Source organism: Streptomyces sp. NPDC048278 (assembly GCF_040652195.1).
Taxonomy (GTDB): Bacteria; Actinomycetota; Actinomycetes; order Streptomycetales; family Streptomycetaceae; genus Streptomyces.
Map to the genome: position 1 here is coordinate 79,215 of NZ_JBEZLP010000019.1, position 12,573 is coordinate 91,787.

General features: G+C 72.4%; 9 protein-coding genes. 2 read left to right on the top strand and 7 right to left on the bottom strand.

The genetic code is table 11. The features are described 5' to 3' along the window. Positions 1–3 precede the first annotated feature (3 nt). Complete coding sequence (locus AB0D74_RS29330) at positions 4–1,482, top strand: aldehyde dehydrogenase family protein (protein ID WP_362593454.1); 1,479 nt, start codon at positions 4–6, stop codon at positions 1,480–1,482. Positions 1,483–1,541: 59 nt separating this feature from the next. On the opposite strand, the gene AB0D74_RS29335 is transcribed toward AB0D74_RS29330, so the two are convergent. Genes AB0D74_RS29335 through AB0D74_RS29350 form a run of 4 tightly spaced genes read right to left on the bottom strand, consistent with a single transcriptional unit; the run spans position 1,542 to position 6,248 of the window. Continuing rightward, the gene (locus AB0D74_RS29335; RefSeq protein WP_362593456.1) at positions 1,542–2,924 is read right to left on the bottom strand and encodes an acyl-CoA reductase; all 1,383 of its coding nucleotides are present in this window, start codon (positions 2,922–2,924) and stop codon (positions 1,542–1,544) included. Beyond that, positions 2,921–4,267 (bottom strand): hypothetical protein, encoded by a 1,347-nt coding sequence (locus tag AB0D74_RS29340; RefSeq protein ID WP_362593459.1) that lies wholly within the window; start codon positions 4,265–4,267, stop codon positions 2,921–2,923. The genes AB0D74_RS29335 and AB0D74_RS29340 overlap by 4 nt, the downstream gene beginning before the upstream one ends. An 18-nt stretch (positions 4,268–4,285) precedes the next feature. After that, positions 4,286–4,990 carry an ABC transporter ATP-binding protein gene (locus AB0D74_RS29345; RefSeq protein ID WP_362593462.1) on the bottom strand — a complete coding sequence of 235 codons (705 nt, stop codon included), beginning with the start codon at positions 4,988–4,990 and terminating at the stop codon, positions 4,286–4,288. Between the two features lie 13 nt (positions 4,991–5,003). After that, positions 5,004–6,248, bottom strand: a complete 1,245-nt coding sequence (locus tag AB0D74_RS29350; protein WP_362593465.1) for an ABC transporter substrate-binding protein — start codon at positions 6,246–6,248, stop codon at positions 5,004–5,006. Between the two features lie 121 nt (positions 6,249–6,369). On the opposite strand from AB0D74_RS29350, the gene AB0D74_RS29355 reads away from it, so the two are divergent. Further along, entirely contained in the window at positions 6,370–9,069 is a 2,700-nt protein-coding gene (locus AB0D74_RS29355; protein ID WP_362593468.1) for a branched-chain amino acid ABC transporter permease/ATP-binding protein, read from the top strand. 7 nt (positions 9,070–9,076) lie between these two features. Here AB0D74_RS29355 and AB0D74_RS29360 read toward each other — a convergent pair whose 3' ends face one another. The 3 genes from AB0D74_RS29360 to AB0D74_RS29370 are packed head-to-tail and all read right to left on the bottom strand — an operon-like array spanning position 9,077 to position 12,572. Then, entirely contained in the window at positions 9,077–9,871 is a 795-nt protein-coding gene (locus AB0D74_RS29360; protein WP_362593471.1) for a glucose 1-dehydrogenase, read from the bottom strand. Between the two features lie 17 nt (positions 9,872–9,888). Then, on the bottom strand, positions 9,889–11,112 hold the full coding sequence (locus tag AB0D74_RS29365; protein ID WP_362593474.1) for an acetyl-CoA acetyltransferase: 1,224 nt from the start codon (positions 11,110–11,112) through the stop codon (positions 9,889–9,891). Then, on the bottom strand, positions 11,112–12,572 hold the full coding sequence (locus tag AB0D74_RS29370; protein ID WP_362593477.1) for an OB-fold domain-containing protein: 1,461 nt from the start codon (positions 12,570–12,572) through the stop codon (positions 11,112–11,114). The genes AB0D74_RS29365 and AB0D74_RS29370 overlap by 1 nt, the downstream gene beginning before the upstream one ends. Position 12,573 lies beyond the last annotated feature (1 nt).

Below are 12,573 nucleotides of genomic sequence, written 5' to 3' on the forward strand. Positions count from 1 at the left end.
ACGATGACCACCACCGCCCCCGCCCCGCCGGACATCGCCGCCCTGCTGCCCGACGGCACGCACCTGATCGACGGCGAATGGGTCCCCGCCCGTTCCAGGACATCCGTCGACGTCGTCAACCCCGCCACCGGGGCGCTGCTCGCCCGCGTCCCCCGCGGCGGCACCGAGGACGTCGACGACGCCGTACGCGCCGCCGAGCGGGCGCTGCCCGCCTGGCGCGACACCAGCCCCGCCACGCGCGGCGAACTCCTCTACCGCTGGGCCCAGTTGGTGCGCGAGCACGACGACGACATCAACCGTCTGGAGGCGATGGAGGTCGGCCACCCGGTCGGCCCCTCCCCCATCGCGGCCCGCCTCACCTATCTCGCGGGCAAGGCCGACAAGATCTTCGGCGACACCCTGCCGACCCGGTCCCCGGACGTGCTGGGCCTGACCCTGCGCGAGCCGTACGGCGTGGTCGGCGCGATCATCCCGTGGAACGCGCCAGGACCGATGACCGTGTTCAACACGGCCGCCCCGATCGCGGCCGGCAACACGGTCGTCCTCAAGCCGGCCGAGGACGCCCCGCTGACCGCCCTCTACCTGGCCCGCCTCGCCCAGGAGGCGGGCCTTCCGCCGGGCGTCCTCAACGTCGTCACCGGATACGGCACGGAGGCGGGGGCCGCCCTGCCCGCCCACCCGGGCATCCGCAAGATGAGCTTCACCGGCTCCCCCGCGACCGGCACCGCCGTGATGGAGGCCTGCGCCCGCAACCTCGTCCCGCTCCAGCTCGAACTCGGCGGCAAGTCCCCGCAGATCGTGCTGCCCGACGCCGACCTCACCAAGGCCGTACCGGCGATCGTGCGCAGCATCATCATGAACAGCGGGCAGGTCTGCGCCGCCGGTTCCCGTGTCCTGGTCCACTCCGCCCTGCACGACCGGCTCGTCGCCGCACTCGCGGACGCGTTCCGCGCCGTACGGGTAGGGCTCTGGGACCAGGCGGTGGACATGGGCCCGCTCATCAACGCCCGACAGGAGCGGCGAGTTCTCGACTACCTGGCCATCGGCCGTGAGGAGGGCGCCGAAGTGGTCGTCGGGGGCGGCAAGTTGTCCGGGACACCGTACGACGACGGCCACTTCGTCGAGCCCACCCTCTTCGACCGGGTCACCCCCGGGATGCGCATCGCCCAGGAGGAGATCTTCGGCCCGGTCCTGTCCGTCCTCGGCTACGAGGACGAGGAGGAGGCCGTCGCCGTCGCCAACGGCACCCGCTACGGCCTGACCGCCACCGTCTGGACCCGGGACGTCGGGCGGGCGGTCCGGCTCGCCCGCCGGGTCCAGGCCGGCCAGGTCGCGGTCAACACGGTCGGCGACGGCGGCCCGAACGGGTCGATCGGCACCCCGTTCGGGGGCTACAAGCACAGCGGCTTCGGCCGCTCCATGGGTCCGGACTACCTGGAGGACTGGACCCAGGTGAAGGCGGTGGTGATCAACGCGGGATGAGCCACGACCGCCGGAACGGCGACGGGACGGGCGGAAGGTCCGGGGACGGGCCCGCCGGGTCACTCGTCGTTGACCCAGCGCATGAGTCGGCGCAGCGGGTGGAAGCCGTCGTGGGAGAGGCCCGGGGGCATGCCGCCCGCTCCGCCGAGGGAGACCACGCGCTGTACGCCGGCGCAGGCGAGGGCGTCGCGCAGGTCGGCCTTGCGGTCGGCGGGGTACACGCCGACCGTCTGGGTGGCGACCCCGGCGTGTGCGACGGCCTCGGACAGCGCGGCGACCGGGACGACGTTGACGATCTTGCCGTCGGGGTGGAAGTCCACCGGCTCCGGGGAGCGGATGACCAGGCCGTGGCCGTCGTATCCGCCCCAGACGCGGTAGTCGGGTGCCAGGGACCGCAGGACGTCGATCTCCTCGCGGAGCCCCGCCGGGGCCCGGGGACCGTCGGCGGAGTTGAACTCCCGGGCCACGCCGAGGCGTTCGCAGAGCAGGGCGGCGTAGCGGTCGGCCTCCTCCTCGGTGCCCTCGACGAACTGGAAGCGACTGGCCACGCACGCCTGCTGGTTGAAGAAGGTGGCGTCGGTGGCGCCCGCGTCGGCGGCCCGGGCCAGAGTCTCGGCGGATGCGAAGGCCTCCCTGCCGATCAGGGAGATGGACGTCTTGGGGTCGAAGGAGACGAGTTCGAACCCGGGACCCACGTACTTCAGGGCGCCTCTGATGGTGGCCTCGCCGCCCCAGGCGACCAGTTTGTCGAAGAACTGCGGGCGGAACAGCACGCTCTCCACCGACTCGTCGCCGCCGCTCCAGTACACGGCGGAGAACGAGCGCACCACGGGATGGCCGGGGGCCACGGCGGCCATGGTGCGCAGGATCGCGGTCGCGGTGAACAGGTCGTTGGAGGGGAGTTTGAGGAGGTTGACGCCCTTGGTGAGGGCCCCGCGGACGACGGTCTGGGCGGCGACGCCCGGGGCGTTGCCGGCGATGATGTGCACCAGGCGGGGCGGGAAGGCGCGGGTCGCCGCGATCCGGCCCTCGGGCAGCCGTACCTCGCGCCAGCCGTCCAGGACTTCCGTGCCGCCGAGTTCGTGGTCGATCTGGGCCTGGAGGGCGGGCTCGCGGAAGCTGCGCCACAGGGCGGCGTAGGCGCGTTCGAGCACCTCCTCGGGGAGGGTGCTGACGTTGACCATGCGTTCGAGGGCCTCGGCGAGCAGGCCCTGCCGGTCCGACCTGAGCGCCTCGCCGGTCTCCACCAGCAGGTCGACGATCTCCGCGGCGGGGACGTGGAAGGCGGGGCCGGGTTCCGTGCGCGGCCACACCAGGCGGTCGAGGTCGAGGGCGGGTGCGGTGAAGGCGCCCCGGCCGTGCGGGGTGTGCGGGCTCTCGTCGACCTCGCCGCGGATCACATGGACGACGGCCACGGCGCCGTCGAGTGCCGTGCCGCTCATCCGTGGATCATCCCCCGTACGTAGGAGTCGAGTGTCGCGGCGCAGGTGATCTTGTCGTCACCGCCGCCGAGTTCGCCGTAGCGCTGGATGTCGGGCAGCACGGCCGGTCCCGGCCTGCCGCAGTCGCAGGGTGAGAAGTCCACGGAGACCTTGTCGCCGCTGATGAGTCCGCCCCAGCGGCCGGACAGGGAGACGTCGAGGAAGGCGAACCGCCCTTCCGTGACGCCGTGTCCGGTGTTCAGGAGGGTCTCACCGGTCTGGTCGAGGACGAGCGGGATCACCCATGGGGGCACGTGGTAGCGGCCGTTCTCGCAGGCGAGACAGGAGCCCTGGAGTTCGGTCATGCCGTAGCTGCGCACCCGGCGTACGCCGTCGTAGAAGGCGGCGAACTGCTGCTGGTAGTCGTCGGGCAGGGCGCGGCCCTTGTTGCCGCCGCCGCTGAGCACCAGGGTGTCGGGGTGCAGGCTGCCGTCGGCGACGCCCCGCGCGCGCAGGGCCTGGATCAGGGTGAACTGCTGGTTGTTCATGCCGGCGATCAGCAGCGGTTCGTCGCGGTGCGCGAGGATGTCGTCGACGATCGCGGTCAGCGCGGCGTCCAGCTCCTGCTCGCGGGCGGCCGACGTGGTCTCGAAGGAGCTGATCTCGCGCGGGGTGGCGGTGCCCTCGGCCATCCGCCGGCGCAGCAGGGCGCTGCCCATCAGCTCGGACACCTTCAGCGGTGCCTCGGTGAGCAGCCGGGTCTCCCCCGGGCGCGCGAAGACGTCCGCGTGCCAGCGGAAGCCGTCGATGGAGCGCATCGGGCCGCTCGCCGGGGCCAGCAGGTAGCCGCGGCGGGTGGGTTTCGGCGGCAGGGGGTCGGGCCAGCAGGTGAGGTTCTCCAGGACGGCGTGCAGGAAGTCGAGGTCGTCGGTGTCGCAGTTGAGGAAGGAGACCTTTCCCGAGGTGCCGCTGGTGATGTAGGGGCGGTGGCCGGCCGCGGTGATGCGGTCGGTCCACTCGTCGATGTCCGTGACGCCCTCGACGTCGACGTCGTCGGGTTCGACCACGGAGACGGTCGAGTACCAGCGCAGGAGCCGGTCCCACCGGCCGTTCTCGATGAGGGAGACGGGGTACGACTTGTAGCTTGTGTGGGAGAAGAGCAGCGGTACGAGGTCGGGGAGAGCGGTGATCTCGTGGACGCCGGTCTCCTCCGCCCGGGTGCGCAGCAGCGGGATCCGCTCGCGGTGGGCGGTGAAGGCCTCCCGCGCGGCTTCCAGTTGCAACTCCCTGACTTCCTGGGCGGGTTGACGGAATGTGTCGCCGGACCGGACCAGGGCCCGGATCTGTTCGCGTGCGCTGGGCACGGCAACCACCTCACTCGGTCATGACGCGGGGTTCTTGGTCAGATAGGAGGACTCGAGCGCGTCGAGGTCGGCGCGCAGTTCGGCCGGGGTGCCGGCCATCTCGACGCGGCCCCGGCGCAGGACGTAGACGCGGTCGGCGATGCCGAGCACCTTGCGCACGTGCTGTTCGACCAGGAGCGCGCCAAGACCCTGGTCGGCCGCTTCGCGGACCACCCGCAGGAGGCGGTCCACGACGAGCGGGGCAAGGCCGAGGGAGAGTTCGTCGGCGAGCAGCAGCCTGGGAGCGCGGCCCAGGGCCCGGGCGAGTGCGAGCATCTGCTGTTCTCCGCCGGAGAGCATGCCCGCGCCGATCCTGAGCCGTTTTTCGAGTTCCGGGAACAGGGACAGGGCCTGCTCGGTCCGTACCCGGCCGACGCGCAGGTTGTCCGTGGTGTCGAGCCTGCTGAAGACGGCCCGTTCGCCGACGTAGGCGAGGCCTTCACGGGCGCGGCGGTGCAGGGGTGCCCGGCCGGGGGCGCCCAGCCAGCGCAGTTCGCCGCTCATGGGGGCCAGTTCGCCCGCGAGCACGCGCAGGGTGGTGGTCTTGCCCGCGCCGTTGGGTCCGAGCAGGGCGACGACCTCGCCGGGGCGGACCTCCAGGTCGAGGTCGCGCAGTACGGGCCGGGTGCCGTATCCGGCGGACACGGCACGGGTCTCGATCAGGGGATGTCCGTTGTCGTGCACGGGCGTTCTCCCGTCAGCCGGCCGACGCGGCCGTCAGGATCTTGCGGACGTCGACGAAGGTGGATCCTGACTTCGCCCACTCGATCTTGCCGTCGCGGATGGTGAGTTCGGTGGCGGTGGTGTTGTGGATGCGGTTGAGTCCCTTGATCGGCAGTGCCGTCGACGCCTTCCAGTTCAGTGGCGGGGTGAGGCCGCCGGTGCTGATGCCCTGCGCGGTGTTCAGCTCCTTGACGAGGGCCTCGGCCGAGATGGCCGGCAGCTTCTTGACGGCCTCGGTGAAGACGGTGAACGCCACCCAGGTCGTCTCGTTGGCGCCGTTGGAGGTGTCGATGTCCTTGTCGCCGGAGGCGGCCTCGGTGAAGCCCTTCCATGCCTTGTCGGAGACCGGCGGGTAGTAGCCGGTGATCACGGCGCCCTCCAGCGGGCTGCTGCTGCCGCCGGTGCTCGCGGCCAGGTCGGGGGTGAGGTTGCCGACGACGCTGCCGAGTTTCGTCTTCGCCCCGGACTGCACGTACGCCTTGACGAACAGGTCGGAGTGGGTGCCCAGGATGACGCTCACGCAGTCGCTGCCCTGGGTGGCGGCGGCGACCTGCGGGGCGAGGTCGGTGGCGGTGACGGGCACCTTGAGGTCCTTGGGGGCGGTCCCGCCGGCGGAGGTCGCGCCGAGGGTGAGGAACTGCGAGACGATGGCCGCCGCCGCGAGGTCGTAGCGGACGCCGGAGATCTTCTTGCAGCCCGACTGCACCAGTTGCCGGCCGTGCGCGGCGAACACCGCGGGGGTGCCGCCGTTGACCGGGTACGACAGGGGGTTGGAGAACTCGGCGGCCGAGACGCCGGTCCCGCCGAGGTAGGGGATGCCGGCCTTCTGGAGGATCGGCATGTAGCGGTCCCCGGCCAGGCTGTAGGAGCCGACGACGGCCACGACCTTGTCGGCGACCGCCTCTTGGGCGCACTTCTCCGCCTCGTCGGGGTCGTTCTTCTCGTTGCAGGTGATGACCTTCAGCGGGGCTCCCTTGATGCCGCCGTTGGCGTTGATCCACTTCTCGTAGGCCTGTGCGGTGAGCCGGACGCCGGGCTGGGCGCTGCCCTGGGTGTCCTCCGGGTTCCAGACCATCACCTTGACGGGCGTGCCCTTGAGCGACGACGTCTCGGCGGAGCTGTCGGAGGCCGACCCTCCTCCGCAGCCGGCGGCGAGCAGGGCTCCGGTGACGGCGAGTGCGCCCGCAGCGGCGGTTCTGTGTCGGCGTGACTGGTTCATGGTTCCTCCGCGAGGGTGCTGGGCCGAGATGCCGAACAGCATGGAGGCGGCGGATTGTTTAGTGAAGTACTCTGGACACAATTATTTAAATAATTACTCTGTCTGTCTGGAGGTGCCACAGATGGACGACATCCTGCGTTTCGCACTGCTGGGACTGGGCCTCGGAGCCCTGTACGCGCTCACCGCGCACGGCATCGTGCTGGTCTACCGGGGTTCCGGCGTGCTGAACCTCGCCCACGGGGCGATCGGCATGGCCGGGGCCTACCTGCAGTGGGAACTGGCCACCCGGCACGGCATGCCGTACTGGCCGGCCGCCGTCTGCGGGGTCGCCGGCTCCGCGCTGCTCGGACTGCTGACCCACCTGCTGGTGATCCGGCCCCTGCGCCGGGCCTCCACGCTGGCCCGGCTGGTGGGCACGCTGGCGGTGTTCATCGTGCTCACCGCCGTCGCCGTCCAACGGTACGGTGACAGCCTGCAACTGGTGCCGGGCAAGCTGCCGACCCGGCTGCTCACGCTCGCCGGGGCGACGGTCTCCGAGGACCGGCTCTGGCTGCTGGGCATCGCGGTCGCGGTGACCGTGGTCCTCCATCTCGTGTACCGGCACACGCTGTTCGGCCTGGGCACCACCGCGGTCGCCGAGCACGAGGGTGCCGCCGCCGCGCTCGGCTGGTCCCCCGGCCTGGTCGCCGCCGCCAACTGGGCGCTGGGCTCGGCGTTCGCGGGGCTGACGGCCATTCTGATCGTGCCGGTCATCGGCCTGTCGGTGACCGGGCTGACCACCCTGCTGCTGAGCGCGCTGGCCGCCGCCCTGGTCGGCCGGTTCAACTCGTTCCCCGTCACGCTGGCCGGCGGCCTGGGCATCGGGGTCGTCCAGTCGGAGCTGACCCGCTTCGGCTCCGGCGTCACCGGACTCGCCTCGTCGGTGCCCTTCCTCTGCATCGCCCTCGTGCTGGTGGTCCGCGGCCGGGCACTGCCGCTGCGGGGCACCTTCCTGGACCGGTTGCCCGCGCTGGGCACGGGCCGGGTGCGTCCGGTGCCGCTGGCCGCCGCCGTCGTGGTGGGGCTGGTCCTGGTGGCGGTCTCCTCGCCGCTCTGGGCCGACGCGATCACCAACACGCTGGTGCTCTGCCTGATCATCCTGTCGATCGTCGTGGTGACCGGTTACGCGGGGCAGGTCTCGCTCGCCGCCTACGCCCTCGCCGGGACCGGCGCCTTCATCGCCGGGCATGCAGCGGCCGACTGGGGCTGGCCCTTCGAACTCGCCCTGCTCGCGGGCGTGTTGGGGACCGTGCCGATCGGGCTGCTGTTCGCGCTCCCGGCGGTCCGCACCCGTGGGGTGAACCTCGCCATCATCACCCTCGGGCTCGGCACCACCCTGGAGGCGATGGTCTTCCAGAACACCGATCTGTCCACGACACCGGGCAGCGACGGCATCGCGGTCGGCAAGCAGACCCTCTTCGGCATCGCCGTCTCCGGGGTCGACCATCCGCAGCGCTACGCCGCCGTGGTCCTGGTGGCCTTCGCCGTCACCGCGCTGGCGGTCGCCAACGTCCGGCGTGGCCGCACGGGCCGCCGGCTCGTCGCCGTACGGGCCAACGAACGGGCCGCCGCGGCCCTCGGCATCGACGTCCGCGCGGTCAAGCTCTACGCCTTCGGCCTGTCGGCGGCGATCGCCGCGCTCGCGGGCGTGCTCATCGGTTTCCGCTCGACGTCCGTGGTCTTCGCCGACTTCGCGAGCTTCGACTCCATCACCGCGCTCGGACTGGCCGTCATCGGCGGGGTCGGCTACCTCGTCGGCCCGCTGTTCGGTGCCACGTTCGCCGCGGGCACGGTCGGTGCCCGCTTCGGGGACCTGCTGCTGCCGGGGCTGAGCGACTGGATGCCACTGATCGGCGGGATCGTGCTGGTGCTGACGCTGGTCGGCAACCAGGACGGCATCGGGCGCGAAGTCGGCAGGCAGGCCGGGGGACTTGAGCGCAGGCTGCGCCGTGGGCACCCGGCCGTCCCGCCCGGGCCGAGCCAAGGAGAAGAGGAGCTGCACGTGACCCGTGCCGCACCGCTCCCGCTGCGGGTGCGGGAGCTGACCGTGCGCTACGGCGGTGTCGTCGCGGTCGACGGGCTCTCCTTCGACGTCGAGCCCGGCCGGGTCGTCGGTCTGATCGGGCCGAACGGCGCCGGAAAGACCTCCGCCATCGACGCCGTCACCGGCTTCACCCGGGCCGCGTCCGGCAGCGTCCGCCTGGGCGACCGGGACGTGACCCGGATGCCGGTGCACCGGCGGGCCGGGGCCGGGCTGAGCCGGTCCTTCCAGTCGCTGGAGCTGTTCGAGGACATGACCGTCCTGGACAACCTCTACGCCGCCTGCGACCGGCCCGGGCCGTGGGCCGGCCTCACCGACCTGGTGCGTCCCGGCAGTCGGCCACTGCCCGCCCATGTGCTGGTCGCCGTGAGGGAGTTCGGGCTTCAGGACAGCCTGGACCGGCCGGTGGGCGACCTGTCGTACGGGGAGCGGAGGCTGCTGGCCATCGCCCGCTCGGTGGCGGCGTCGCCGTCCGTGCTGCTCCTCGACGAGCCGGCCGCCGCCCTGTCGGACGACGAGACCCGGGAGCTGGCGCGCCTGGTGCGGCGGCTCGCCGACGAGTGGGGCATGGGGGTGCTGCTCGTCGAGCACGACGTCGACATGGTGATGAGTGTCTGCGACGAGATCGTCGTGCTCGACTTCGGCCGCCGGATCTGCGCCGGCACCCCGCAGGAGGTGCGCCGGGACCCGGCGGTGCGGGCGGCCTACCTGGGCGACCTGGAGCCGGAGGCGCTGTCCTGACGGCGGCTCACGCGTCGCGCAGGTCGGCGACGTAGGGCTGGTGGGCCAGGAGGCCGCCGTCGACGCGCAGGGTGTGGCCGGTGATGAACGCGGACTCGTCGGAGGCGAGGAAGACGACCGCCGCGGCGACGTCCTCCGGCCGCCCCAGGCGCGGGGTCAGGTGGTGGCGCAGCATCGCGTCGCGGATGCCCGCGTGGGCCGAGCCGGAGCTCGCCGGGGTGACGATGAACCCGGGCGCGACGGCGTTGCAGCGGACGCCCTGCTTGCCGTACTGGGTCGCGACGTACTGGGTGAGGTTGATCAGCGCGGCCTTGGACGCCCCGTACGCCGGATTGCGCAGGTCGCCCGCGAGTCCGGCGCCCGAGGAGGTGTTGATGATCGAGCCGCCGCCGCGCGCGATCAGGTGCGGTACGGCGGCCTGGATCGCGACCATCGTCCCGCGCAGGTTGATCCGCAGGGTGTCGTCCCAGACGGCCGGGTCGGCCTCGGTGACGGCGAGGTCCTGACGGGCCGCCAGCCGGGTGGCCGCCGCGTTGTTGTGCAGGACGTCGAGGCCGCCGTAGGTCTCGACGGCCGCCGCCACCATGGCCCGTACGCTGTCGATGTCACCGAGGTCGACGGCGACGGCGGTCGCGGAGCCGCCGGCGGACCGGATCTCCTCCGTGACCGCCTTCGCGCCGTCCGGGTCCAGATCCGCCACGACCGTGTGGGCGCCCTCGGCGGCGACGCGGAGGGCGGTGGCCGCGCCGATGCCGGAAGCGGCCCCGGTGACGATCGCGATCTTCTTATCGAGTCGTCCCATGGCACGAACCACCTTTCTCAGTCGGAGAGTTGACTGTCGGAGAGTTCACTGCCGACGACGGACACGAAGGACACGCATTCGCCGGGTCCGCCGCCGAGGTTGTGGGTGAGGGCGAGCGAGCGGCCCTCGGCCAGCGTCCGCACGGTGCGCTCCGGCGGCGCCTCGCCGCGCAGCTGGAGCCAGGCCTCGAACATCATGCGCAGGCCCGAGGCGCCGATCGGGTGACCGAAGGCCTTCAGGCCGCCGTCCGGGTTGACCGGCAGCGAGCCGTCCAGGTCGAACGCGCCGCCGGTGACGTCCTTCCAGGCCTGGCCGCGCTCGGCGAACCCGAGGTCCTCCATCAGCACCAGTTCGGTGGGCGTGAAGCAGTCGTGGACCTCGGCGAGGGCGAGTTCGGTGCGCGGGTCGGTGACGCCCGCCTGCCGGTAGGCCTCCTGGGCGGAGGCGACGACCTCGGGGAAGGTGGTGAAGTCGTACTCCGGGTCGAGCAGTCCGTCCGCCGGGCCGGCCACGAAGGACAGGGCCTTCACGAAGATCGGCTTGTCGGTGTACCGGTAGGCGTCCTCGGCCCGGACCACGATCGCGGCGGCCGAACCGTCCGAGACGCCCGAGCAGTCGAAGACGCCGAGCATGCCGGCCACGATCGGCGCCGACCGGATGCGCTCCAGCGGCACCTCCTTGCGGAACTGGGCACGGGGGTTGCGGGCGCCGTTGACGTGGTTCTTCCAGGCGATGCGGGTGATGACGTCCTTCAACTCGTCCTCCGGCAGGCCGTACTTGGCGGCGTAGGCGGGGGCGAGGAGGGAGAAGTTGGCGGGGGCGGTGATCTCGCCGCGGCTGTCGTCGCCCGCGCCGGGGATCGCGGTGCCGGAGAGGCCGGACATGCCGGAGTCCTTGAGCTTCTCCACGCCGACCGCCATCGCCATGTCGTAGGCGCCGGAGGCGACCGCGTAACAGGCGTTGCGCAGGGCCTCGGAGCCGGTCGCGCACATGTTCTCGACACGGGTGACCGGCTTGTTGGGCAGCCGCAGGGCCCGGCTCAGGGTCAGCCCGGACACGCCGGAGGCCTGGGTGCCGAACCAGAACGCGTCGATGTCGTCGAGGGTGACGCCGGCCGAGGCGACGGCCGCGCCGACCGAGTCGACCAGCAGGTCGTCGGCGGACTTGCCCCAGTGCTCGCCGAACGGCGTGCAGCCCATGCCGACGATCGCGACCCGGTCGCGGATTCCGTGCGAGCCCATCAGTCCGTCCCCTCGTTCTCGTTCTCGTACTCGTTCTCGTCCTCGCCCAGGCGCACCGGGCGGGCCTTCCAGAAGTAGTTGTGGATGCCGGACGCGGTGACCGTGCGCCGGAAGGTCATCTCCACCCGGGCGCCGATGACCGCGTCCGCCTCGGTGGCGTCGGTCAGCTGGCAGCGGAACCGGCCGCCGCCGTCGTAGTCGACGACCACGACCAGCATCGGCGGGCTCGGCGTGTACGCCAGCCGGTCCACGGTGAAGGTCGCCACCCTGCCCCGTACGGCGTCCATGGGTTCGTCGGTCATGGCGTCGACGGCGTGACAGGAGGCGCACACCCGGTCCGGCGGCAGCTGGCGGGTGCCGCACTTCTCGCACCGGGCCGCGACGAAGCCGTACTTCCAGCCGGTACGGCGGTGCGCGGGCGGGGCGTACGGCGGCTCGGGGTCGGGCCGGCGGGGCGGTTCGCGGTCGAGGAGGCCGCGCCAGGACAGATAGGTGGCGTACGGCATCGGTGGGCTGCCCGCGGCGATCTGCGCGGCGACCGGACGGGTGCTGCGGTGTGCCGGGAGGGCATCGGTGGTGCGCAGCAGCAGGACTCCGACGCCGTCGCCGAGGACGACGAGCGCGATCAGCTCGCCCGGGCGGGCGCGGTCGAGGACGTCGGCGAGGAGCAGGCCGGGCTGGGCGGTGCCTGCGTTGCCGATGGCGCCGGTGAGGTCCGCGGTGACCGTCTCGGGCCGTACACCCGCCGTCCGCCGTACCGTCGCGCAGGCGCGCGCGTGCAGGCCGGAGACGACGAGGTGGTCGATCGCGGTGCGGTCCAGGCCCGCGTGGTCGAGGGCGGCGGTCAGTGCCTGGTCCGCGAGGGAGACGTAGATCTCCTCGGCGAAGCGCTCCTCCCAGACCCGGGAGGCGGGGGCGCCGGGCAGCCGCCAGCGGTCGAGGATCTCGTCGCTGACGGTGTCGTGGGCGAGCAGTTCGGCGAGGACGGGGGTGCCGTTGCGGTGGCCGCCGAAGACGAACGCCGCCGCGCCGTCGCCGCCGGCCACCTCCTCGGCGCCACCGGGCAGGCCGGTGCGCAGGTCGGAGAGGACCGCCAGGGTGGGGACCGGGGAGCGGGCGGCGGTGACCAGCGCGCCGAGGCCGGAGCGTACGGAGCCGGCCATGTCGGCGGCGAGGACGTGCGGGTCCAGGCCGAGGGCCGCGTGCACGGCGGTCGCGTTGGTCTTGTCGAGGTAGGCGGGCGTCGCGGTGGCCAGGAACAGCTGCCCGATGCGCGGGCGCAGATCACCCCGGGCCAGGGCCGTGCGGGCGGCCTCCACGGCCATGGACGTGGTGTCCTCGTCGTAGCCGGCCACGGCGCGGGTGCCCTTCGCGGCGGGCGTGCCGAGGGCGGCGGCGACGTCGGCCCGGGCGAGGCGGTGGTACGGCACATGGGCGCCGTAGGCGATCAGTCCGGCCATG

Bases quoted from the DNA above. Each gene is read 5' to 3' on its own strand.
- AB0D74_RS29335 (WP_362593456.1), bottom strand. From the start codon at position 2,924: ATGAGCGGCACGGCACTCGACGGCGCCGTGGCCGTCGTCCATGTGATC.
- AB0D74_RS29350 (WP_362593465.1), bottom strand. From the start codon at position 6,248: ATGAACCAGTCACGCCGACACAGAACCGCCGCTGCGGGCGCACTCGCC.
- AB0D74_RS29355 (WP_362593468.1), top strand. From the start codon at position 6,370: ATGGACGACATCCTGCGTTTCGCACTGCTGGGACTGGGCCTCGGAGCC.
- AB0D74_RS29365 (WP_362593474.1), bottom strand. From the start codon at position 11,112: ATGGGCTCGCACGGAATCCGCGACCGGGTCGCGATCGTCGGCATGGGC.
- AB0D74_RS29370 (WP_362593477.1), bottom strand. From the start codon at position 12,572: ATGGCCGGACTGATCGCCTACGGCGCCCATGTGCCGTACCACCGCCTC.
- AB0D74_RS29360 (WP_362593471.1), bottom strand. From the start codon at position 9,871: ATGGGACGACTCGATAAGAAGATCGCGATCGTCACCGGGGCCGCTTCC.
- AB0D74_RS29330 (WP_362593454.1), top strand. From the start codon at position 4: ATGACCACCACCGCCCCCGCCCCGCCGGACATCGCCGCCCTGCTGCCC.